General features: G+C 73.4%; 22 protein-coding genes. 17 read left to right on the top strand and 5 right to left on the bottom strand.

The window, feature by feature from the left end; translation table 11 throughout:
* A partial coding sequence (locus AA75_RS42745; protein WP_033825942.1) for a PLP-dependent aminotransferase family protein occupies window positions 1-1,035 on the top strand: 1,035 nt, incomplete at its 5' end.
* 245 nt (window positions 1,036-1,280) lie between these two features.
* Here AA75_RS42745 and AA75_RS42740 read toward each other — a convergent pair.
* The 5 genes from AA75_RS42740 to AA75_RS42720 all read right to left on the bottom strand — a co-directional run bounded on the left by AA75_RS42740 (window position 1,281) and on the right by AA75_RS42720 (window position 5,036).
* Window positions 1,281-1,949 (bottom strand): hypothetical protein, encoded by a 669-nt coding sequence (locus AA75_RS42740; protein ID WP_033825941.1) that lies wholly within the window; start codon window positions 1,947-1,949, stop codon window positions 1,281-1,283.
* A gap of 78 nt (window positions 1,950-2,027) precedes the next feature.
* Window positions 2,028-2,696, bottom strand: coding sequence for an NAD(P)-dependent oxidoreductase (locus AA75_RS42735; protein WP_033825940.1), 669 nt, complete (start codon window positions 2,694-2,696; stop codon window positions 2,028-2,030).
* Between the two features lie 362 nt (window positions 2,697-3,058).
* Window positions 3,059-3,583 (bottom strand): GNAT family N-acetyltransferase, encoded by a 525-nt coding sequence (locus AA75_RS42730; protein WP_033825939.1) that lies wholly within the window; start codon window positions 3,581-3,583, stop codon window positions 3,059-3,061.
* A 44-nt stretch (window positions 3,584-3,627) separates the two neighbouring features.
* Window positions 3,628-4,074 carry a hypothetical protein gene (locus tag AA75_RS50585; protein ID WP_051814375.1) on the bottom strand — a complete coding sequence of 149 codons (447 nt, stop codon included), beginning with the start codon at window positions 4,072-4,074 and terminating at the stop codon, window positions 3,628-3,630.
* The gene (locus tag AA75_RS42720) at window positions 4,071-5,036 is read right to left on the bottom strand and encodes a rhomboid family intramembrane serine protease (RefSeq protein ID WP_033825938.1); all 966 of its coding nucleotides are present in this window, start codon (window positions 5,034-5,036) and stop codon (window positions 4,071-4,073) included. Before AA75_RS42720 ends, AA75_RS50585 begins: the two co-directional genes overlap by 4 nt.
* A gap of 265 nt (window positions 5,037-5,301) precedes the next feature.
* Between AA75_RS42720 and AA75_RS42715 the strand changes: the two genes are divergently transcribed.
* From AA75_RS42715 to cbiE, 16 genes are all read left to right on the top strand, one after another.
* The gene (locus tag AA75_RS42715; protein ID WP_033825937.1) at window positions 5,302-6,459 is read left to right on the top strand and encodes a methyltransferase; all 1,158 of its coding nucleotides are present in this window, start codon (window positions 5,302-5,304) and stop codon (window positions 6,457-6,459) included.
* A 4-nt stretch (window positions 6,460-6,463) separates the two neighbouring features.
* Entirely contained in the window at window positions 6,464-7,414 is a 951-nt protein-coding gene (locus tag AA75_RS42710) for an ADP-ribosylglycohydrolase family protein (RefSeq protein WP_033825936.1), read from the top strand.
* 216 nt (window positions 7,415-7,630) lie between these two features.
* Window positions 7,631-8,659 (top strand): N-acetyl-gamma-glutamyl-phosphate reductase, encoded by a 1,029-nt coding sequence (gene argC, locus AA75_RS42705; protein ID WP_033825935.1) that lies wholly within the window; start codon window positions 7,631-7,633, stop codon window positions 8,657-8,659.
* Window positions 8,656-9,828: a bifunctional glutamate N-acetyltransferase/amino-acid acetyltransferase ArgJ gene (argJ, locus tag AA75_RS42700; RefSeq protein WP_033825934.1), complete on the top strand. Its 1,173-nt coding sequence runs from the start codon at window positions 8,656-8,658 to the stop codon at window positions 9,826-9,828. Before argC ends, argJ begins: the two co-directional genes overlap by 4 nt.
* Window positions 9,803-10,774 carry an acetylglutamate kinase gene (argB, locus tag AA75_RS42695; protein ID WP_233289452.1) on the top strand — a complete coding sequence of 324 codons (972 nt, stop codon included), beginning with the start codon at window positions 9,803-9,805 and terminating at the stop codon, window positions 10,772-10,774. The genes argJ and argB overlap by 26 nt, the downstream gene beginning before the upstream one ends.
* Window positions 10,771-11,976 carry an acetylornithine transaminase gene (locus AA75_RS42690; RefSeq protein ID WP_033825933.1) on the top strand — a complete coding sequence of 402 codons (1,206 nt, stop codon included), beginning with the start codon at window positions 10,771-10,773 and terminating at the stop codon, window positions 11,974-11,976. The genes argB and AA75_RS42690 overlap by 4 nt, the downstream gene beginning before the upstream one ends.
* Before the next feature lie 23 nt (window positions 11,977-11,999).
* Entirely contained in the window at window positions 12,000-12,548 is a 549-nt protein-coding gene (locus AA75_RS42685; RefSeq protein WP_033825932.1) for an arginine repressor, read from the top strand.
* A gap of 177 nt (window positions 12,549-12,725) precedes the next feature.
* Window positions 12,726-13,919 carry an argininosuccinate synthase gene (locus AA75_RS42680; protein ID WP_033825931.1) on the top strand — a complete coding sequence of 398 codons (1,194 nt, stop codon included), beginning with the start codon at window positions 12,726-12,728 and terminating at the stop codon, window positions 13,917-13,919.
* A gap of 80 nt (window positions 13,920-13,999) precedes the next feature.
* Window positions 14,000-15,424, top strand: a complete 1,425-nt coding sequence (argH, locus tag AA75_RS42675) for an argininosuccinate lyase (protein WP_033825930.1) — start codon at window positions 14,000-14,002, stop codon at window positions 15,422-15,424.
* Between the two features lie 559 nt (window positions 15,425-15,983).
* On the top strand, window positions 15,984-16,430 hold the full coding sequence (locus AA75_RS42670; protein ID WP_233289451.1) for an RNA polymerase sigma factor: 447 nt from the start codon (window positions 15,984-15,986) through the stop codon (window positions 16,428-16,430).
* A 328-nt stretch (window positions 16,431-16,758) separates the two neighbouring features.
* The gene (locus AA75_RS42665; protein WP_033825928.1) at window positions 16,759-17,253 is read left to right on the top strand and encodes a GNAT family N-acetyltransferase; all 495 of its coding nucleotides are present in this window, start codon (window positions 16,759-16,761) and stop codon (window positions 17,251-17,253) included.
* A 484-nt stretch (window positions 17,254-17,737) separates the two neighbouring features.
* Window positions 17,738-18,760, top strand: coding sequence for a methionine ABC transporter ATP-binding protein (locus AA75_RS42660; protein WP_033825927.1), 1,023 nt, complete (start codon window positions 17,738-17,740; stop codon window positions 18,758-18,760).
* A gap of 8 nt (window positions 18,761-18,768) precedes the next feature.
* Entirely contained in the window at window positions 18,769-19,500 is a 732-nt protein-coding gene (locus AA75_RS42655) for a methionine ABC transporter permease (RefSeq protein WP_063794556.1), read from the top strand.
* A gap of 103 nt (window positions 19,501-19,603) precedes the next feature.
* A complete protein-coding gene (locus AA75_RS42650; RefSeq protein ID WP_033825926.1) occupies window positions 19,604-20,440 on the top strand; it encodes a MetQ/NlpA family ABC transporter substrate-binding protein in 837 nt (278 codons plus the stop codon).
* Between the two features lie 234 nt (window positions 20,441-20,674).
* The gene (locus tag AA75_RS42645; RefSeq protein ID WP_033825925.1) at window positions 20,675-21,319 is read left to right on the top strand and encodes a GNAT family N-acetyltransferase; all 645 of its coding nucleotides are present in this window, start codon (window positions 20,675-20,677) and stop codon (window positions 21,317-21,319) included.
* Between the two features lie 189 nt (window positions 21,320-21,508).
* On the top strand, window positions 21,509-22,115 hold a 607-nt coding region (cbiE, locus tag AA75_RS45010; protein WP_063794555.1), incomplete at its 3' end, for a precorrin-6y C5,15-methyltransferase (decarboxylating) subunit CbiE.

Raw genomic sequence — 22,115 nt, 5'->3', positions numbered from 1 at the left:
CGCCGGGCGCTCACGGCCGCCCAGCACGGCCGGCTCGGCTACGGCGACCCGGCCGGGCTGCCCGAGCTGCGGGCCGAGCTCGCCGGCCACCTGGGCCGGGTACGGGCGGCGGCGGCCGGGCCCGGCGAGGTGACGGTGATCGCCGGAGTGGCCCAGGGACTGTCCCTGCTGGTGCGGGTGCTGGCCGCCCGGGGGCCGCAGCGGTACGCGGTCGAGGACCCGTGCTCGCCCGGCACCCTGGCGCTGCTGCGGGCCCACGGGGTGGAGCCGGTCGGCGTCCCGGTCGACCGGGACGGCCTGGACGTCGCGGCGCTCGCCGCCACCGGCGCCACGGTGGTGCTGGTCACGCCCGCGCACCAGTACCCCACCGGGGTGGTGCTGGCGCCCGCGCGCCGGGCCGAACTCATCGCCTGGGCACGGGAGTCCGGCGCGCTGGTGGTGGAGGACGACTACGACGCCGAGTTCCGCTACGACCGCGAACCGGTCGGCTGCCTCCAGGGGCTGGCGCCGGACTCGGTGGTGCACCTCGGATCGCTCAGCAAGTCGCTCGCCCCCGCCCTGCGGCTCGGCTGGGCCGTGCTGCCCGGACCGCTGGCCGCCGACTTCCACCACGCCAAGCGCTACGCCGACCTGGGCACCGGCGTGATCGAGCAACTCACCTTCGCCGAGCTGCTGTCCGGCGGCGGCTACGACCGGCACCTGCGCACCGTCCGCGCGGTCTACCGGCGGCGCCGGGACGCCCTGGCGGACGCGCTGCGGTCCGCACTGCCCGCGACCGAGGTGCGCGGCGTCGCGGCCGGGCTCCACCTGTACCTCGAACTGCCGCCCGGCACCGCGGAGGAGGCCGTGGTGGCCGCCGCGCTCGAACGCGACCTGCGGGTCGAGCCGGTCGGTCCGATGCGGCTGAGCCCGGGCCCGCCGGCCCTCGCCCTCGGCTTCGGGGTGCTGCCCGAGCGCCGGCTGGCCAGGGCGGTCGAGCTGCTGGCCGAGGCGGTCGACAGCGCCGGAGGTACCGGCCGCACCGGGCGGGTCTGAGGGGGCGCGTGGGCGGTGCCGTCCCGGGTCCTCCGGCCGTGCCGGGCATGCGGCCTGACGGCACGTCGGAGACCGTGGAGCCGCGGCGGGCCTCTGGCACATGGGGGGCATTACGCGCTGACCGGGCGGACCGGCGGCGGGGGCATGGGCGCCGTCAAGATCCTGCACCCGGCGCTGCCGGAGGACGGCACCCTTCGCCACCCGGTTCCGTGAGCCGCGCCCGGGGCGGGTAGGTCCTGGCCCCGTCACCAGTCCGGAGTGGCCCGCCGGGGTGTGCGCCTGGCCGAGGTGAGCAGGTTGTTCGAGCGTTCGTGCAGGTCGCCGACGCGGTCGACCACCTGGACGCGGACGCAGAGCGCGTCGATCACGCTCATCGCGTGCGGGCCGAACCAGCCGATCATGGCCCGTTCCTGCCCGGCCAGCGGTGCCCCGCGCGTCCACAGCTTGATCATGTAGTCGACGTCCGGGCGCAGCCCGGCGCGCTTCAACTCCTCCGTCAGCGCGGCGAATTCGAGCCAGGACTCGACAGCGGGCGGATCCTGCCCGAGGAACCGTACGGAGTACTTCATGTCCCAGACGGTCGCCGCGTCCTGCGCGCCGTTGCGGATCTGGCAGCCCCAGACCAACTCGGCCGCGTCCGGTGCCACCTGGACCACCCGTCCGTCGAACCCGATCATCGGACGGATCGCGGTGGCGTACTGCGCCCGGGCGATCAGCCCGCCACCGGTCGCCAGCACCGCCGCGGTCGCGCTCTGGATGTCGAGAATCTGGACCGGCGCAGCACCGGGGTCCGACGCCGCGAGGTTCTGCTGGACGATCGTGTAGACGAGGAGCAGACCGCTCACGCCGACCAGGCCGATCAGCAGCTGCCAGAAGATCCACTTACGCCGAATGATCCGTTGCGGTGTCTCCACCTTCGCCCCCTCGCTCCGGCAATCACCGTACGGCGTGCCCCGGCGACGCAACAGACACCCGCTCGGCCCGGTCCCGGCCTAGTACGCCACCGAGACGGTCCGTCCGACCGTGGCGGGCCGGGTGAGGACGGCGAGCATGCAGTGGGCGACGTCGGCCCGGGAGATGCTGGTGCCGTGGCGAAGGTTCTGGTCGTGCGCTGTCCGGTAGGTGCCGGTCACCGGCTTGTCGCTGAGGTAGACCGGGCGGACCGCGGTCCAGTCCAGGCCGCTGTCGCGCAGCACGTCCTCCATCCGCGCCAGGTCCGCGTAGTGCGCCCGCAGGACCGCCTTGAGCAGCGGGTAGGCCAGGGTGCGCAGGACGAGGCCGTCGCCGGGGTCGTGCCGCGGCGGGTGGGGGCGCCCGGGCGAGGGCACGGTGCCGACCGGGGCCGCGCTCACCGCGACCAGTCGGCGGGCGCCGGTCTCGCGCATCGCGGTGACGATCGCGTCGGTGCCCCGCCAGGCGACCCCGGCCTCGGCCTTCGACACCGGGCCGAGTGCGGAGAGCACCGCGTCGGCGCCCTCGACGGCGGCCCGCAGCGTCGCGGGGTCCGGGTCGGCGAGGTCGGCGGTCAGCACCCGGGCCGGGGTCGCGGGCAGCCGACCGGGGTCGCGGACGACGGCGGTGACGTCGTGGCCGGCGTCGGTGGCCTGGTGGAGCAGCAGCCGGCCGATACCGCCGGAAGCCGCGAAGATCGTGAGTCTCATCGGAGGTGCCTTCCCGTGGGAACGTGGATGGACGGCCCGGACCGGCCGGTCCACCGGCCGGAGCCAGCCACCTGGCGGGTGGTCGCGTCGGGGCGGTCGAACGGATCGGTCACGCCGGTACCGGCCCGGTACGGCCGGCGAGCCGGGTGGCGGCCTCGGTCTTCAGGACGGCCAGGACGGCCAGGACGGCCCATCGCCTCCGGGATGACCGGGGCGGGGTACCGGATGCGTGCCTGCACGGCTGCTGCTCTCCTCGTCACGTCGCGCTCGGACCGGCCGCGGTGGCCGTTCACCTTCATGACGGAGCGGGAGCAGGGAGTGTGACGGCCGCGGGGAACCCGTCCGCGCGCAGCCGCGCCGGGTCAACCCAGTTCGTCGGCGAGCAGGTCCATCAGCAGGCCGTCGTGCCAGCTGCCGTCCGCGCCGCGCTCGTAGCGGCGCATCACGCCGACCGGCCGGAAGCCCGCCTTGCGGTAGCAGGCGATGGCGGCGGCGTTGTCGGCGGCCGGGTCGATCACCAGCCGGTGGTGGCCCAGCTCGCGGGTCAGGTAGCGGGCGAGGGTGCGGACGGCGTCCGTGCCGAGGCCGCGGCCGTGCACCGCGGGGTCGAGGTAGATGTCGATGCCCGCGTGCCGGTAGTCGGGCTCCTCCTCGGCGTGCCACTGGACGGCGCCGACCACCCGCCCGCGGTACTCGACGGCCAGGGTGGGGGTGGAGTCGTCGGCCAGGTCCTCGGCGACCTCGGCGGCCAGGTCCTCCCGGCCGCGCCAGCGGGCGTACACCTCGGGCGTGGCCCGGATGGCGGCGAGCGCCGGGACGTCGTCGGCGGTGGCGGGCCGCAGCGTGACGGCGGCGCCGGTCAGGGTTGGCCGGGTGTCCAGGTCCATGGCCCGACGCTACCCGACCGGCCGGCTGCCGCCGGCTGCGCCGGTCAGCGCTCCGGCGGGCCGTCCGGCGGGTGGCAGGCGGGCCGGGCGGGCATCGGCCCGTACGGGCTGTTGACCACCGCGGGCAGCGAACCGGCCCGCAGGTACGCGTGCCCCTCGTACGGATCGAGGTGCCAGTGGCCGCCGTCCGTCATGTCCGCGATGTCCGCGAGGTTCTCGGCGAGCCAGGCCAGACCGGCCCGGTCGCCGGTGATCACCAGGATCCGGTGCAGCCCGTCCAGGGCCAGTGAGACCCCGGGCCGTGACGAGCTCCGGACCTCGACGGCGTCCAGCCCCGCACAGGGCAGCCGCCCGCCCCCGGCTGCCACCAGGCCGGCGAGCGCCGCCAGCCCGTCGGCGCTGCCGGCGAGGTCCAGCTCGTAGGGGTACGCGGTGACCGTCAGAGTCGGGGCGGCGCCCGGCCGGCCGGGGTCCCGCCCGGCGGAGGTCATCCCGCGAGCCAGGGGTTGGCGTCGGTGAGGTCGACGGTCTTCAGCACCACCAGCATCACCAGCACCATCAGCACCGCCGCCAGACCGGCGGCCTGCACCGCGCCGCGCTGCTTCGCGGGCGCGAAGGCGATCACCGCGCCGGTCGCCAGGCCGGTCAGCAGCCCGCCCAGGTGGCCCTGCCAGGAGGTGATGCCGGCCGAGACGACCAGCCAGATCACCATGCTGACCAGCTGCCGGTTCCCGCCCAGCGGGTCGTGGTGCAGGCGCCGGCTGAGCACGAAGTACGCGGCGGTCAGGCCGAAGATCGCCCCGGAGGCGCCGATGGCCGCGCCGGTCGGCTCGAGCAGGTAGACCAGGGCCGAGCCGCCGAGCGCGGAGAGCAGGTACACCGCGAGGTAGCGCAGCGCGCCGAGCCGCTCCTCGACCACCCGGCCCACCACCCACAGCGAGAACATGTTCATCAGGATGTGCGCGATCCCGAACCGGCCCTCGGTGGGCTGCTGGTGCAGGAACGCCGAGCTGATCAGCCGGTACCACTCGCCGTGCGCCACCCCGACCGGGTGGAAGTCCGGCGGCAGGACGTACCCGCTGAACCGGTAGTACCCGCCGTCCGGCCCGACCACCGCCAGCCCGCGCATGCAGAAGTCGTCGATCACCGTTTTCCTGGCCAGCTCGGCCAGGTACGCCAGCACGTTCAGCGCGATCAGCGCGTACGTGACGAAGGGGACGCTGCTGACCCGCCCGCCGAACTGGGTCCGCACCGGCCGCATGTCCTGGTTCCCGGCCTTCACGCACTCCGGGCACTGGTAGCCGACCGCGGCGTCGCGCATGCAGTCCGGGCAGATGTAGCGCTCGCAGCGGGTGCAGCGGATGTGCGACTCCCGCTGCGGGTGCCGGAAGCAGACCGGGTCGGGCCGTACCTCGGGGCTCTGCGGATCGTCGGCGGCGTGCGTGGCGTTCATGCGGGCGGGGGTCTCCGTCGGTCTGCGTCGAGCCTCGGGCACCGGGGTGGGCCGGGCGCCGGGGCGGCGGGGTGTCGGCGAACAAACTAGCGAACGCACTCCCCGGCCGGGAGGCCCAGCCCCGGCCCGGGGCTGACGCCCCGTCCGGGCCCGCCGCGGTGGGGACCACCGGCGTCCCGCCGGGCGGACCGGGCCGCTCCACCGCCCGGGGGCCCGCCCCGAGGCGACCGGGGGTGCCAGCGGGCTCGGCTAGCCTGGAGGCACGATGAACCGTTTCACGACGCCCTGGGGCGAGCTCGACCTGACCCGCTTCCCCGAGGACCCCCGCGACCCGCTCCGCGCCTGGGACGCCGCCGACGAGTACCTGCTGCGGCACCTCGACGGCATCGACGACGCCCCCGCCACCGACCTGTCGGGAACCGTGGCCGTGCTGGGCGACCGCTGGGGCGCGCTGGCCACCGCGCTGGCAGCGCACCGGCCGGTGCAGATCGGCGACTCCTACCTCGGCCGCCGGGCCACCCAGGCCAACCTGCGGCGGGCCGGGGCCGCGCCGGACGCCGTACGGCTGCTCACCACCCGCGACCCGGTGCCGGAGCGGATCGACGTGCTGCTGGTGCGGGTCCCCAAGAGCCTCGCCCTGCTGGAGGACCAGCTGCACCGGCTGGCGCCCGCCGTCCACCCGGGCACGGTGGTGGTCGGCACCGGCATGGTCACCGAGATCCACACCTCGACGCTCACCCTCTTCGAGCGCATCCTCGGCCCCACCCGCACCTCGCTGGCGGCCCGCAAGGCCCGGCTGATCTTCTGCACCCCCGACCCGGCCGTCGCCCCGGCCGCCAACCCGTGGCCGCACAGCTACCCGCTGCCCGACGGGATCGGCCCGCTGTCCGGACGGACGGTCACCAACCACGCCGGCACCTTCTGCGCCGAGCGCCTCGACATCGGCACCCGCTTCTTCCTCCAGCACCTGCCGCGGCACACCGGGCCCGAGCGGGTGGTGGACCTCGGCTGCGGCAACGGCGTGGTGGGGACGGCGGTCGCGCTGGCCAACCCGGCGGCCGAACTGCTCTTCACCGACGAGTCGTACCAGGCGGTGGCCTCCGCCGAGGCCACCTTCCGGGCCAACACCCCGGCGGGCACGCAGGCTGACTTCCAGGTCGGTGACGGCCTGTCGGGCGTCCCCGCCGGATCGGTCGACCTGGTGCTCAACAACCCGCCGTTCCACAGCCACCAGGCCACCACCGACGCCACCGCCCGCCGGATGTTCACCGGCGCCCGCGACGCACTGCGCCCCGGCGGCGAACTGCTGGTGGTCGGCAACCGCCACCTCGGCTACCACGTCAAGCTGCGCCGGCTCTTCGGCAACTGCGAACTGGTCGCCAGCAACCCGAAGTTCGTCGTCCTGCGAGCGGTCAGGAGCTGACCCGGTGCCACAGCGGAGGGCCGGCCGGGCGGCCGGCGCGGTGATCGGCTCGGCGGTAGGTGATGCGCTCGGCGCGCCCTTCGAGTTCGGCCCGCCCGGCATGTTCTCGGCCCGCTTCCCGGACTCCGGCGGCCGGGCGCCGGGCGGTGGCGAGATGTGCGGCGGCGGTGGCTGGGACCCGGGCGAGGCCACCGACGACACCCAGCAGGCCGTGCACCTGGCCGAGTCGCTGCTGGAAAACGGCGGGCTCGACCTCCCGGACGTCTTCGCCCGGCTGCGGCGGTGGGCCGCCGCCGACCCCAAGGACATCGGCATCCAGACCGAGCAGGTGCTCACCGGCGACCTGCCCTGGGACCTCGCCGCCGCCGTGCACTTCCGGAGCACCGCGCGGGCGGCCGGCAACGGTTCGCTGATGCGCGCCACCACCTCCGCCGTGTACTTCGCCCCGGCCGGCCGGGCGGCGACCATGGACGCCGCCCGTAGGATCGCCGCCCTCACCCACGGCGACCGGGCCGCCTGGGAGGGCACCGCCGTCTTCCACGAGCTGGTCCGCACCGCGCTGACCGGCGACGACCCGCTCGCCGCGCTGCCGTCCGTGCTGGCCGACGTCCACCCCGACCACCGGGAGCGGTACGCCGCCGTGCTCGCCCCCGACTGGCACCCGGACCGGGCGACCGAGTTCAACGGCGCGGTCTGGCCCTGCCTGGGCTCCGCGGTGTGGGCGCTGCGCACCACCGCCTCCTTCGAGGACGCGCTGCGCGCGGCGGTCGACCTCGGCGGGGACACCGACACCGTCGCCGCCGTCACCGGTGGCCTGGCCGGGGCGGTGTACGGCCTGGCGGCCGTGCCCGCCCGCTGGACCGGGACGCTCCACGTGCCGTTGCCGGGCGGCGGCGGGCGGGTGCTGCGGCTGCCCGAGCTGCTCGGCCTGGCGGAGCGGCTGGCGGCGCGGTAGCCCGACGGCGCCAGACGGCGCCCGGTGGCCGGGCCGCGTTCACCGTGCGGACGCGGCCGCGCAGCAGCCGGGCCACCTGCGCACCCGAGGCTGAGCCGCACCGGACCCGCCGGTCACCGGGCACCCCACTCTCAAGTTAGGGTACCCTTACAAGGGGCTTCTTGCATGAATGTTCCGAGCTGCGTATATTCATGCCAAGTTCGAGAGAGGAACGCCATGGCTTTGCGAGTCGCCGTCGCCGGCGCCAGCGGGTACGCGGGGGGCGAGGTACTGCGCCTGCTGCTCGGCCACCCCGAGATCGAGATCGGCGCGCTGACCGGGGGCTCCAATGCGGGGGCGCGCTTCGGCACGCTCCAGCCGCACCTGCTCCCGCTGGCCGACCGCGTCCTGGAGCCCACCACCACCGAGGTGCTGGCCGGCCACGACATCGTCTTCCTCGGGCTGCCGCACGGCCAGTCCGCCGCCGTCGCCGAGGCGCTCGGCGAGGACGTGCTGGTGGTCGACTGCGGCGCCGACTTCCGGCTGAAGTCCGCCGCCACCTGGGAGAAGTTCTACGGCTCGCCGCACGCCGGCACCTGGCCGTACGGCCTGCCGGAGCTGCCCGGCCACCGCGCCGCGCTCAAGGGCACCAGGCGGATCGCCGTCCCCGGCTGCTACCCGACGGCCGTCTCCCTCGCCCTGTTCCCCGCCTATGCGGCCCGGCTGGTCGAGCCCGAGGCCGTGGTGGTGGCCGCCTCCGGCACCTCCGGCGCCGGCAAGGCGGTCAAGGCGCACCTGCTCGGCAGCGAGGTGATGGGCTCGATGAGCCCGTACGGCGTCGGCGGCGGCCACCGGCACACCCCCGAGATGGCGCAGAACCTCGGCCCCGTGGCGGGCGAGGAGATCACCGTCTCCTTCACCCCCACCCTCGCCCCGATGTCGCGCGGCATCCTGGCCACCTGCAGCGCCAAGGCGAAGCCCGGCACCACCGCCGCCTCGCTGCGCGCCGCCTACACCGAGGCCTTCGCCGGTGAGCCGTTCGTCCACCTGCTGCCCGAGGGGCAGTGGCCGCAGACCAGCTCGGTCTACGGCTCCAACGCCGCGCTGGTCCAGGTCGCCCTGGACGAGCACGCCGGCCGGGTGATCGCGATCAGCGCCATCGACAACCTGGTCAAGGGCACCGCCGGCGGCGCGGTGCAGAGCATGAACATCGCCCTCGGGCTCCCCGAGGAGCTGGGTCTTCCGCTGAACGGAGTCGCACCGTGACCGACCATCAGAGCGCGGGCGTCACCGCCGCGAAGGGCTTCCGGGCCGCCGGCGTGACCGCCGGCATCAAGGCCTCCGGCACGCCCGACCTGGCCCTGGTGGTCAACGACGGCCCGGCCTTCGCCGCCGCCGGCGTCTTCACCTCCAACCGGGTCAAGGCCGCGCCGGTGCTCTGGTCCGAGCAGGTGCTGAAGGCCGGCCGGCTCGCCGCCGTCGTCCTCAACTCCGGTGGCGCCAACGCCTGTACCGGGCCGCTGGGCTTCCAGGACACCCACGCCACCGCCGAGAAGGTGGCCGAACAGCTCGCCACCGGCGCCGGCGAGGTCGCGGTCTGCTCCACCGGCCTGATCGGTGAGCGGCTGCCGATGGACCTGCTGCTGCCCGGCGTCGAGCAGGCCGTCGCCGCGCTCTCCGCCGACGGCGGCGAGGCCGCCGCCATCGCCATCAAGACCACCGACACCGTCCACAAGACCGCCCAGGTCGCCAGCCCGGCCGGCTGGACCGTCGGCGGCATGGCCAAGGGCGCGGGCATGCTCGCCCCGGGCCTCGCCACCATGCTGGTGGTGATCACCACGGACGCCGCCGTCGAGGCGCCCGAGCTGGACGCGGTGCTGCGCGCCGCCACCCGCACCACCTTCGACCGGATCGACTCCGACGGCTGCATGTCGACCAACGACACCGTGCTGCTGCTCGCCTCCGGCGCCAGTGAAGTGGTGCCGGACCGTGACGAGTTCACCGAGGCCGTGCAGACGGTCTGCGGCGAGCTGGCCCGGATGCTGATCGGCGACGCCGAGGGCGCGAGCAAGGACATCCGGATCGACGTCGTCAACGCGGCCACCGAGGAGGAGGCCGTCGAGGTCGCCCGCACGGTGGCCCGCAACAACCTGCTCAAGTGCGCCATCCACGGCGAGGACCCCAACTGGGGCCGGGTGCTGGCCGCGATCGGCACCACCCGGGCCGCCTTCGACCCGGACCGGCTGGACGTCGCCATCAACGGCGTCTGGGTCTGCCGCGACGGCAGCGTCGGCGAGGACCGCTCGCTGGTGTCGATGAAGGGCCGCGAGGTGGTCATCACCGCCGATCTGAAGGCCGGTCAATTCGCGGTCACTGTCTGGACCAACGACCTGACCGCAGACTACGTCCATGAGAACAGCGCCTACTCGACCTGATCCGGGGGACATCGTGCAGATCGCACCCAAGGGCGAACAGGCCCGCAACAACACCGCGTTGCCCAAGGCGCGCACGTTGATCGAGGCGCTGCCCTGGCTGGAGCGCTTCCACGGCAAGACCATCGTGATCAAGTTCGGCGGCAACGCCATGGTCGACGACGAACTCAAGGCGGCGTTCGCCCAGGACGTGGTCTTCCTGCGCTACGCCGGACTGCACCCGGTCGTGGTCCACGGCGGCGGCCCGCAGATCAACGCCCAGTTGGAGAAGCTCGGCCTGGAGTCGTCCTTCACCGCCGGGCTGCGGGTCACCACCCCGGAGACCATGGACGTGGTGCGGATGGTGCTGGCGGGCCAGGTCCAGCGCGAGCTGGTCGGGCTGCTCAACGAGCACGGACCGTTCGCGGTCGGCATGACCGGCGAGGACGCCCACACCATGACCGCGGTCAAGCGGTACGCGGTGGTGGAGGGCGAACAGGTCGACATCGGCCTGGTCGGCGACATCGTCAACATCGAGGCGGGCGCGGTGAAGGCCCTGATCGGCGACGGCCGGATCCCGGTCATCTCCTCGATCGCGCGCGGCGCCGACGGCCACGTCTACAACATCAACGCCGACACCGCGGCCGCCGCACTGGCCGTCGCGCTCGGCGCCGAGATGCTGGTCATCCTGACCGACGTCGAGGGCCTCTACCGCGACTGGCCGGGCTCCGACGACGTGATCAGCAGGCTCACCGGCACCGAACTGGAGGAGATGCTGCCGACCCTGGCGACCGGCATGCTCCCCAAGATGGAGGGCTGTCTGCGGGCCGTGCGCTCCGGCGTCGGCACCGCCCGCGTCCTGGACGGACGGGTGCAGCACAGCCTGCTCCTGGAGATCTTCACCGACGAAGGCATCGGCACCATGGTCGTCCCCGACGACGAGGCGCCCGTACTGGGGGGACTGGCATGACCGGCGGCAACAGCGGCATCACCGAGCGGTGGCAGCACGCGCTGATGGACAACTACGGCACCCCGCGGATCCCGCTGGTCCGCGGCGCCGGCTCCCGGTTCTGGGACGCCGACGGCAAGGAGTACCTGGACCTGGTCGGCGGGATCGCGGTCAACGCGCTCGGCACCGCCCACCCGGCCGTGGTCGAGGCGGTCACCGGCCAGATCTCCACCCTCGGGCACGTCTCCAACCTGTTCATCGCGGAGCCGACCGTCCGGCTCGCCGAGCGGCTGCTCCAGCTGTCCGGCCGCGACGGCCGGGTGTTCTTCTGCAACTCCGGCGCGGAGGCCAACGAGGCCGCCTTCAAGATCAGCCGGCTGACCGGCCGGACCCACCTGGTCTCGGTGCAGGGCGCCTTCCACGGCCGCACCATGGGCGCGCTGGCGCTCACCGCGCAGCCCGCCAAGCAGGACCCGTTCCGCCCGCTGCCCGGCGACGTCACCCATGTGCCGTTCGGCGACGTCGAGGCGCTGCGGGCGGCCGTCACCACCGGCACCGCCGCCGTCTTCCTGGAGCCGATCCAGGGCGAGAACGGCGCGGTCCCGCTGCCCGACGGCTACCTGCGGGCCGCCCGCGAGATCACCCGTGCCACCGGCACCCTGCTGGTCCTGGACGAGATCCAGACCGGCATCGGCCGCACCGGCCACTGGTTCGCCCACCAGGCCGTCGAGGGCGCCGACCCGGACATCATCACCCTGGCCAAGGGGCTCGGCGGCGGCCTGCCGATCGGCGCCGCCATCGCCTTCGGCCCGGCCGCCGAACTGCTCCACCCGGGCCACCACGGCACCACCTTCGGCGGAAACCCGGTGGTCGCGGCGGCGGGCCTGGCGGTGCTGGACACCATCGAGTCCCAGGGCCTGCTGGAGCACGTCGCCAAGGTCGGCGAGCGGATCCGGCAGGGCGTGGAGGCGATCGGCGACCCGCTGGTGGCCCACGTGCGCGGCAGCGGGCTGCTGCTCGGCATCGTGCTGACCGCGCCGGTCTCGGCCCAGGTGCAGGCCGCCGCGCAGCAGGCCGGGTTCCTGGTGAACGCGGCCGTGCCGGACGCCGTCCGGCTGGTGCCGCCGCTGGTGCTCACCGAGCAGGAGGCGGACAGCTTCCTGGCCGCACTGCCGGAGATCCTCCGGTCGGTGCGGGAGTCCGCCCCCGACGCGAACTGCTGAGCCCAGTCCAGGAGAATCATCGTATGACCGCACCCAACTTCGACCAGTCCGCCGCCGGGCCGACGTCGCAGGTCCCGCAGACCCGCACCGCGCGCCACCGGCGGATCGTGGACCTGCTGACACGTCAGCCGGTCCGCTCGCAGAGCCAGCTCGCCAAACTGCTGGCCGACGACGGACTGGTGGTCACCCAGGCCACCCTCTCCCGGGACCTGGACGAGCTGGGCGCGGTGAAGATCCGCAACCGGGACGGCGCACTCATCTACGCCGTCCCGGCCGAGGGCGGCGACCGTACGCCGCGCGCGCCGATGGGCGAGTCCGCCAGCGAGGGCCGGATGGCCCGGCTGGCGGGCGAGCTGATGGTCTCCGCCACCGCCTCCGGCAACCTGGTGGTGCTGCGCACCCCGCCCGGGGCCGCGCAGTTCCTCGCCTCGGCGATCGACGCGGCGGAGGTGTACGAGGTGATCGGCACCATCGCCGGCGACGACACCGTGCTGCTGATCAGCCGCGACCCGGCCGGCGGCCAGGCGCTGGCCGACCACCTGATGCAGCTGGCCCAGGCCAAGGTCCAGTAGACCGCTCCGGGCCCGGCCGACGGCCGGTTCCCGGAGGAATCCCCGCCCGTGCTGTGCGCCCCGGAAACGGGGTTTGGCGTTTCATACGCAGTGATGCATACTTATGCCTAACGCCGCATGGGAACCGTACAGCACGGTCCCCTGCCCTGTACGCACCCTTTTGTGAAGGAGAAAGCCGTGACCGAGCGCGTCGTACTCGCCTACTCGGGCGGTCTGGACACGTCCGTCTGCATCGGCTGGATCGCCGAGGAGACCGGCGCCGAGGTCATCGCCGTCGCCGTCGACGTCGGCCAGGGCGGCGAGGACCTGGAGAAGATCCGCCAGCGCGCGCTGGACTGCGGCGCCGTCGAGGCCGAGGTCGCCGACGCCCGCGAGGAGTTCGCCGACGAGTACTGCCTGCCGGCGCTCAAGGCCAACGCCCTCTACCAGGGCCAGTACCCGCTGGTCTCCGCGCTGTCGCGGCCGACCATCGTCAAGCACCTGGTCGCCGCCGCCCAGAAGCACGGCGCCACCACCGTCGCCCACGGCTGCACCGGCAAGGGCAACGACCAGGTCCGCTTCGAGGTCGGCATCAACTCGCTGGCCCCGGGCCTCAAGTGCATCGCCCCGGTCCGCGACTACGCGATGACCCGGGACAAGGCGATCGCCTTCGCCGAGGCCAAGGGCCTGCCGATCGCCACCACCAAGAAGTCGCCGTACTCGATCGACCAGAACGTCTTCGGGCGGGCCGTGGAGACCGGCTTCCTGGAGGACATCTGGAACGCCCCGATCGAGGACGTCTACGAGTACACCCAGAACCCGGCCACCCCGCGCGAGGCCGACGAGGTGGTCATCACCTTCGAGGCCGGCGTCCCGGTCGCCATCGACGGCCGCAAGGTCACCGTGCTGCAGGCCATCGAGGAGCTCAACAAGCGCGCGGGCGCCCAGGGCATCGGCCGGCTCGACATGGTCGAGGACCGCCTCGTCGGCATCAAGTCCCGGGAGATCTACGAGGCCCCCGGCGCGATCACCCTGATCACCGCCCACCAGGCGCTGGAGAACGTCACCGTCGAGCGCGAGCTGGCCCGCTACAAGCGGCAGGTCGAGCAGCGCTGGGCCGAGCTGGTCTACGACGGCCTGTGGTTCTCCCCGCTCAAGCGGGCCCTGGACGGTTTCGTCAACGAGGCCAACCAGTCCGTCTCCGGCGACATCCGGCTGGTCCTGCACGGCGGCCGGGCCGTGGTCAACGGCCGCAAGTCCGACCAGTCGCTGTACGACTTCAACCTCGCCACCTACGACACCGGCGACACCTTCGACCAGTCGATGTCCAAGGGCTTCATCGAGATCTTCGGCCTCTCCTCGAAGATCGCGGCCCGGCGCGACCTGGCCTGAGCCACCCCTCCCCGGTCCCGGCTGTCACCCCCGGCAGCCGGGACCACCCCTACCGCCGCACAGCTGAAGGAGCCCGAGCGATGCCCGCCGACCAGCCCGCTGACGTCCGCCTCTGGGGCGCGCGATTCGCCGACGGCCCCTCCGAGGCCCTGGCCAGGCTCTCCGCCTCTGTGCACTTCGACTGGCGCCTCGCGCCCTACGACATCGCCGGCTCCAAGGCGCACGCCAAGGTGCTGCACAAGGCGGGCCTGCTCGGTGACGAGGAGCTGAGCGGCATGCTCGACGGCCTCGACCGGCTGCTCGCCGACGTCGAGGCGGGCACCTTCACCGGCACCGTCGCCGACGAGGACGTGCACACCGCGCTGGAACGCGGCCTGCTGGAGCGGCTCGGCCCCGACCTCGGCGGCAAGCTCCGGGCCGGACGCTCGCGCAACGACCAGATCGCCACCCTGTTCCGGATGTACCTGCGCGACCACGCGAAGATCATCGGCGCTCTGGTGCTCGACCTCCAGCACGCCCTGGTCGGCCTCGCCGAGGCCCACCCCGACACCGCGATGCCGGGCCGCACCCACCTCCAGCACGCACAGCCCGTGCTGTTCGCCCACCACGTCCTCGCGCACGTGCAGGCCCTCGGCCGGGACGCCGAGCGGCTGCGCCAGTGGGACACCCGCACCGCCGTCTCCCCGTACGGCTCCGGTGCACTGGCCGGCTCCTCGCTCGGCCTCGACCCGGAGGCGGTCGCCGCCGAGCTGGGCTTCGAGCGCGGCTCGGTCGGCAACTCGATCGACGGCACCGCCTCCCGGGACTTCGTCGCCGAGTTCGCCTTCGTCACCGCGATGATCGGGATCAACCTCTCCCGGATCGCGGAAGAGGTGATCATCTGGAACACCAAGGAGTTCGGCTTCATCACGCTGCACGACGCCTTCTCCACCGGCTCGTCGATCATGCCGCAGAAGAAGAACCCCGACATCGCCGAGCTGGCCCGGGGCAAGTCCGGCCGCCTGATCGGCAACCTCACCGGCCTGCTGGCCACCCTCAAGGCGCTGCCGCTCGCGTACAACCGCGACCTCCAGGAGGACAAGGAGCCGGTCTTCGACTCCTGCGACACCCTGGAGGTCCTGCTGCCGGCCTTCACCGGCATGATGGCCACCCTCACGGTCCACCGCGACCGGCTCGAGGAGCTGGCCCCGGCCGGGTTCTCGCTGGCCACCGACATCGCGGAGTGGCTGGTCAAGCAGGGCGTCCCGTTCCGGGTCGCGCACGAGGTGGCGGGCGCCTGCGTCAAGGTCTGCGAGGCCCAGGGCATCGAGCTGGCCGACCTGACGGACCAGCAGTTCGCCGAGATCTCCGGGCACCTGACGCCCGAGGTGCGGTCCGTACTCAGCGTCCACGGCGCCATCGCCTCCCGCAACGGCCGCGGCGGCACCGCCCCGAGCGCGGTGGCCGCCCAACTCGCCGAGATCAAGGCGGACCTCGCCCTCCAGCAGGAGTGGACCACCGCCTGACCCCAACCCCCAGGGGCGGTGACTTCAGGTGTGCTGGGGTGGTCTGTCAGGGGCGCCGGGGCGGTTTTCAGGGGCGCGGGGAACTGCGCGAGAGCGGTAGGTGACCGGGTCGGTCGGCGACGGCGGGTGGTTGTTCCCCGCCGTTGCCGGGGTGCCGGCAGGTTGGCTTCCGCTTCGCGCAGTTCCGCCCCCAGCCTCCGGCCGGGGGTACCCCCAGCGCCCCTGTGGTGCGCCCCTCGGGGGTGATTTTCAGGTGCGCTGGGGTGGTTTCTTTCAGGGGCGCGGGGAACTGCGCGAGAGGCGGTAGGTGGCCGGGGTCGGTCGGCGACGGCGGGTGATTGTTCCCCGCCGTCGCCGGGGTGCCGGCAGGTTGGCTTCCGCTTCGCGCAGTTCCGCCCCCAGCCTCCGGCCGGGGGTACCCCCAGCGCCCCTGTGCTGCGCCGCTCGTGGGCACCCGAACGGGTGGTCCCGGGGTGGGGGCCGTGTCGGTGTGGGGGAGTGTTGCGGTCATAGGGGTGTGATCCCCGTTGCCGAACTCCGAGCCGAGCTGGTGCCATTCGTGGCCGTCCTGGCGCGTGGGTGCGGGGTGGACGCCGAGGACCTGGAGCAGTCGGTCTGGCTGGGGGCCGTGGAACGGGCCCGGGTGGGTGGCCTGCCGGCCCGTCCGGGGGCGTGGCTGCGGGGGCTGGCGGTGCGGACGGCGCTGGCGGCGCGTGAGCGGGCGGTGGAGACACCGGTGCCCGTGGTGACCCAGCGTCACCTCGGACCGGCCGAACAGCTCGCCAGGACCGAGCTCCACCGGGCCGTCCGCCGGGCCCTGGCCGCCCTTCCCGGCCGGTGCCCCGCCCTGCTGGCGGCGCTCGCCCAGTCACCGGAGCTGTCGTACCGGCAGCTGTCCGAACGCCTCGGCGTGCCGCGCGGCTCGCTCGGCCCGACCCGCTCCCGGTGCCTGGGCTGTCTGCGGGCGCTGCTCGCGGCCCGGAGCGCGGACTGGGCGGCGGACTGAGCCGCGGACCTCGCCGCGGACGCGGGCCCGAGCGCCGAGAGTCCGGTGAAGGTCGAGTGATGCTCGACACGTCGGGCGTCCGGGAGGTTGAGGGCGGCCGACGGCTGGGTAGAGCGGTGGCGAACGTCGCTCTTGACGGTCGTCCGCCGTTCCGGATACTGAGCGTGAGCGCTGATCCGGGCCAGGCGGACGGTGATGTCGTCCGGAGGGACCGGAGCAGCGCTTTTTCCCGGACCGGGCCGATCCCCGTCCGGGCACACCTCGGTAGGCGGCCGGTGCGAGACCCTCACTCGTCGCGCCGGGCACGATCCATGGGGAGGCCCCGTACATGGGCATGAGTGTGAGCATCTCGGCGGCGACCGAGCAGGACGCGGAGCAGATCCTCAAGCTGCAGTACCTCGGGTACCAGAGCGAGGCCGAGCTGTACTCGGACTGGACGATCGATCCGCTGACCCAGAGCCTGGACAGCCTGCGGGAGGAGATCGCCGAGCGGCACGTGCTGGTTGCGCGCCTCGGCGACGAGGTGGTCGGCACGGTACGCGGCTGGGTCGACGAGCAGGGTGTCGGCCACATCGGCCGGCTGGTGGTCCACCCGCGGATCCAGCGGCACGGGCTGGGCCGCCGGCTGCTGGACGCGGTCGAGCGCCGGCTGAGCACCGAGCACGCGGTGAGCGGGTTCGAGCTGTTCTCCGGCCACCGCAGCCTCGCCAACCTGCGCCTGTACGCCCGCCAGGGGTACCGCCAGACCTCCGTGCGGGAGGTCTCCCGCCGGCTGAGCATCGTGACCATGGAGAAGCCGGTCGCGACCTCGCTCGCAGCCTGATCCCCGGCCGTTCCCGGCCCGCCGACGGCGCCCCCCTCCACCGGAGTCGGGCGCCGTCGGCCTTGTGGCACAAGGCTCGTGTCCGCATTTCGGACAGCGGGTCCTGTTCATTGGGACCGTGCCCATATGTCTGATTTACTAGCTCGTATGACTGCGACGACGAAATGCACCCCCACCGGCACCGCGCCGGCAGGTGAGCGATGCATGTGCCGTCGAATGTGTCGCCGCTGAGGGCCACCGTCCCTGCGCTCGCGCCCCGAAGCGAGTAACTCCCCGCGCGCCGTCACCGGCGTGTCCGCCCGCCGGTCACTGATGACCCGCCAGGGCCGTGTCCCCGCGCGTCGCCGCCCTTCCGGCGGTCACTTCCGTCGTGGAACACGTACCTAACCCCCCTCTTCACCTGCACCGGCGTGCTCGGCATGCCGCTGACCGCCTCCGGCATGCCGGCCGCAAAGCCGTCCGCCCACGAACAACGGAAGCAGCTGTGATCACCACCAAGGACCTCAGGAAGGTCTACCGCTCCGGCGGCCGCGAGGTCACCGCCCTCGACGGCGTCGACCTGCACGTCCGCGAGGGCGAGGTCTACGGAGTCGTCGGCACCAGTGGCGCCGGCAAGTCCACCCTCATCCGCTGCGTCAACATGCTGGAGCGGCCCAGCTCCGGCACGGTCACCGTGGACGGCCTCGACCTCACTGCGCTCTCCGGCAGCGAGCACCGCGCCGGACGCGAGCTGCGCGAGGCGCGCCGCCGGATCGGCATGGTGTTCCAGCACTTCAACCTGCTCTCCTCGCGCACCGTGCAGGAGAACGTCGAACTGCCGCTGGAGATCATCGGCCAGGACCGCACCACCCGGCGCCGCCGCGCGGCCGAACTGCTGGACCTGGTCGGCCTCGCCGACAAGGCGCGCAGCTACCCGAGCCAGCTCTCCGGCGGCCAGAAGCAGCGCGTCGGCATCGCCCGCGCCCTGGCCGGCGACCCCAAGGTGCTGCTCTCCGACGAGGCCACCTCGGCGCTCGACCCGGAGACCACCCGCTCGATCCTCGCCCTGCTGCGCGACCTCAACCGGCAACTCGGCCTGACCGTGCTGCTGATCACCCACGAGATGGACGTCATCAAGTCCGTCTGCGACTCCGCCGCCCTGATGCGCGGCGGCCGGGTGGTGGAGGCCGGCGCCCTGACCGACCTGCTCGCCACCGAGGGCTCCCAGCTCGCCCGGGACCTCTTCCCGCTCGGCGACTTCGGCTCCGGTCACCCCGGCCACACCGTCGTCGAGGTCACCTTCCAGGGCGACACCCCGGCCCAGCCGTTCATCTCCCAGCTCGCCCGCACCTACCAGATCGACATCAACATCCTGGGTGCCGCGGTGGAGACCATCGCCGGCCGGATGGTCGGCCGGATGCGGGTCGAACTGCCCGGCGGCCACCAGGACAACGTGGTACCGATCGGCTTCCTGCGCGAGCAGGGCCTCCAGGTGGACGTCCTCGCGGCGAACGGAGCGGCGGCATGAGCAACACCCTGACCTGGGACCAGATGCAGGACCTGATGTGGCCCGCCACCTGGGAGACCCTCCAGATGGTCGGCGTCGCCTCGGTCGCCACCGTGATCCTCGGTCTGCCGGTTGGCCTGCTCCTGGTGCTGACGGACCGCGGCGGCCAGTTGGAGAACCTCGCGCTGAACCGGGTGGTCGGCGCCGTGGTCAACATCGGCCGCTCGCTGCCATTCATCATCCTGATCGTGGCGCTGGCGAGCTTCACCAAGCTGATCGCCGGCACCAGCATCGGGTGGCAGGCGGCGACGGTGCCGCTCACGGTGGGCGCCATCCCGTTCTTCGCCCGGCTGGTCGAGACCTCCGTCCGCGAGGTCGACCCCGGCCTGGTCGAGGCCGTCCAGTCGATGGGCGGTTCGACCTTGACGACCGTCCGCAAGGTGCTCCTGCCGGAGGCGCTGCCCGCGCTGGTCGCCTCGGCAGTCACCACGGTGATCGCCCTGATCGGCTTCTCCGCGATGGCGGGCGTGGTCGGCGGCGGCGGCCTCGGCGACCTCGCCTACCGCTACGGCTACCTGCGCTTCCAGACCACCTTCATGTGGGTGATCGTCGCCGAGCTGGTGGTCATCGTGACCGTGCTCCAGCTGATCGGCGACCGGATCGCCCGCCGGCTCTCCCACCGCGGTGGATACCGCAGCCCGCTCGGCTCCCTGTTCGGCCGCAGCGGCACCCCCTCCGACGACGAGCCCGTCGCCTCCTGACCCCGCCGCGGCCCCACCCCGGGCCCGGCGAGAACCCGGCCGCACCCGTCCCGTCATCCACGGTCCGGGCGGCCGACCGCAACCCCGCAGAAAGGCACTTTTCGTGCGTAACGTCCTGAAGACCACCACCGTCCTCGCCACCGCCGGCCTCGCCCTGTCGCTCGCCGCCTGCAGCAGCTCCGGCTCCTCGCCGGCCGGCGCCTCCGCCGACCCGAACAAGGCGCTGACCGTGGTCGCCAGCCCCACCCCGCACGCCCAGATCCTCCAGTACGTGAAGGACAACCTGGCCGAGAAGGCGGGACTCAAGCTGAACATCAAGGTGGTCAGCGACTACGTCACCCCCAACACGGCCGTTCAGGACGGCTCCGCGGACGCCAACTACTTCCAGCACGTGCCCTACCTCGAGGACTTCAACCAGAAGAACGGCACCAGCATCGTCTCGGTCGAGCCGGTCCACCTCGAGCCGCTCGGCGTCTACTCCAAGAAGGCCAAGGCCATCGGCGACCTCAAGGACGGCGCCCAGGTCGGCGTCCCCAACGACGCCACCAACGAGGGCCGGGCGCTGAAGCTGCTCGCCGACAACAACGTCATCACCCTCAAGGGCGGCGCCGGCACCGCCGCCACCGTCCAGGACATCGCGAGCAACCCGAAGAACCTCAAGTTCAAGGAGCTGGAGGCGGCCCAGCTGCCGCGTGCCCTCGACGACCTGGACGCCGCGGTCATCAACGGCAACTACGCCCTCGACTCCGGCCTCAAGCCCGCCACCGACGCGATCCTGCTGGAGAAGGCCGAGGGCAACCCCTACGCCAACATCCTCGCCGTCAAGAAGGGCAACGAGGCCGACCCGCGGGTCAAGAAGCTGGCCGAGCTGCTGCACTCCGCCGAGGTGAAGAAGTACATCGCCGACACCTTCCAGGGTTCGGTCGTCCCGGCGTTCTGACCGGCACCCCCGCCCCCGCGTCCCGCACGCCCGTGACCGGGCCCCCGCCTCACCACGGCGGGGGCCCGGTCGTGCAGTATGCAGGGGAGACGGTCCCGTCGGGGGCGAATCTGACGTGCCGTCGCCACATCGGCGGCACACCTGACGGTCCGTCGACGGGCAGCGGGTACCCTGGCACGCCCGAGGAGGGGCGCGGCGTACCGTGTGTCCACGACCCGGCGAGGAGAGACGGCAATGGCAGCGAGCTTCCCCGAGACAGCCATCAGCACCGACCGGCTGCTGCTGCGCCCGCCCACGGACGCCGACGCCCCCAGCCTGGTCTCGATGATGGCCGACGAGCAGGTGTACGCCTGGACGGCCGTTCCCCAGCCCTTCACCGAGACCCACGCCCTGGAGTGGATCCGCACCCACGCCCCCGCCTGCCGCGCGGACGGCCGGGGCATCTGCTTCACCGTCATCGAGCACCTCACCCAGCGGGTGGTCGGCCGGGTCGAACTCCGCGGCACCGACTGGCGGCTGCGGTCCACCGAGATCACCGGGGTGACCGCCCCCTGGGCGCGCGGCGAGGGCTACGCCCCGGAGGCCGTCCTCGGGGTCGCCCAGTGGCTGTTCGAGGACCGCGGTTTCCACCGCCTGGAGCTGCGCACCGCCGCCGGGAACACCGCCGGCCAGCAGGTCGCCCAGAAGACCGGCTGCATCAGCGAGGGCGTGCTGCGCAGTGCCTGGATAGTCCGGGACGACTGGACCCCGGGGGAGCGCGGCCGCACCGCGCCGGCCGCCGGGACCCGCAGCGACCTCATCGTGTGGAGCCTGCTCCCGGAGGACCTGGACAGCCCCGAGCCCGACTGGGCCGACCGGGGCCACCTGCTCCGCGACTGACCGTACGGCCGCCGGGTCGGGCGTCGCCGGGCGGACCGGTCGGTGCACCCGGTAGCCTCTCCTGGGGCGTGCCGAGGCCGGCCGCCCGAGGGTGTGTGTCCGCACGGTTCCGGGCGTCGAGTCGATCCGCCGCGGACCGTCGGCCGGGCCCTGCGACGGGGCGGACCAGGCGAGGGAGAACAGCCGCAGATGGCTGACCGGATCACGGTCATCGGGTGGGACGGCACCCCACTCACCGAGGCGGCGGCCTCCGCGCTCGCCGGGGCGACCCTGGTGGCGGGGGCGCCCTACCAGCTGAACGCGCTGCCGGTGCCGGCCGGCGCCGAACGCATCGCCCTCGGCAGCATCGCGGCCGCCGCCCACCGGCTGGCCGAGCACCGCGGCACCGCCGTGGTCGTCGCCGAGGGCGACCCGGGCTTCTTCGGCGTCGTACGGACCCTGCGGCGGCCCGAGTACGGACTCGAACTCGAGGTACTGCCCGCCGTCTCCTCGGTCGCCACCGCCTTCGCCCGGGCCGGGATGGCCTGGGAGGACGCCCAGGTGGTGTCGGTGCACGGCGGCCGGCTCCGCCGCGCCGCCAACATCTGCCGGGCCCACCCCAAGGTCGCCGTGCTCACCACCGCCGACGCCGGCCCCGCCGAACTGGCCCTGATGCTCCGCGGCGTGCACCGCACCTTCGTGGTCTGCGAGGCGCTGGGCACCCCGGACGAGGACGTCACCGTCCTGACCTCCGAGCGGGTACCGGACCACGACTGGCGCGACCCCAGCGTGGTGCTGGTGATCGGCGGCCACCCGA

Origin of the sequence: Kitasatospora sp. MBT63 (assembly GCF_000710465.2) — a bacterium.
Lineage (GTDB): Bacteria > Actinomycetota > Actinomycetes > Streptomycetales > Streptomycetaceae > Kitasatospora.
This window is presented reverse-complemented; position numbering and strand designations above follow the sequence as displayed.

Bases quoted from the DNA above. Each gene is read 5' to 3' on its own strand.
- AA75_RS42730 (WP_033825939.1), bottom strand. From the start codon at position 3,583: ATGGACCTGGACACCCGGCCAACCCTGACCGGCGCCGCCGTCACGCTG.
- argH (WP_033825930.1), top strand. From the start codon at position 14,000: ATGCCCGCCGACCAGCCCGCTGACGTCCGCCTCTGGGGCGCGCGATTC.
- argB (WP_233289452.1), top strand. From the start codon at position 9,803: ATGAGAACAGCGCCTACTCGACCTGATCCGGGGGACATCGTGCAGATC.
- AA75_RS42720 (WP_033825938.1), bottom strand. From the start codon at position 5,036: ATGAACGCCACGCACGCCGCCGACGATCCGCAGAGCCCCGAGGTACGG.
- AA75_RS42690 (WP_033825933.1), top strand. From the start codon at position 10,771: ATGACCGGCGGCAACAGCGGCATCACCGAGCGGTGGCAGCACGCGCTG.
- argC (WP_033825935.1), top strand. From the start codon at position 7,631: ATGGCTTTGCGAGTCGCCGTCGCCGGCGCCAGCGGGTACGCGGGGGGC.
- AA75_RS42735 (WP_033825940.1), bottom strand. From the start codon at position 2,696: ATGAGACTCACGATCTTCGCGGCTTCCGGCGGTATCGGCCGGCTGCTG.
- AA75_RS42665 (WP_033825928.1), top strand. From the start codon at position 16,759: ATGGGCATGAGTGTGAGCATCTCGGCGGCGACCGAGCAGGACGCGGAG.
- AA75_RS42645 (WP_033825925.1), top strand. From the start codon at position 20,675: ATGGCAGCGAGCTTCCCCGAGACAGCCATCAGCACCGACCGGCTGCTG.
- AA75_RS42685 (WP_033825932.1), top strand. From the start codon at position 12,000: ATGACCGCACCCAACTTCGACCAGTCCGCCGCCGGGCCGACGTCGCAG.
- AA75_RS42715 (WP_033825937.1), top strand. From the start codon at position 5,302: ATGAACCGTTTCACGACGCCCTGGGGCGAGCTCGACCTGACCCGCTTC.
- AA75_RS50585 (WP_051814375.1), bottom strand. From the start codon at position 4,074: ATGACCTCCGCCGGGCGGGACCCCGGCCGGCCGGGCGCCGCCCCGACT.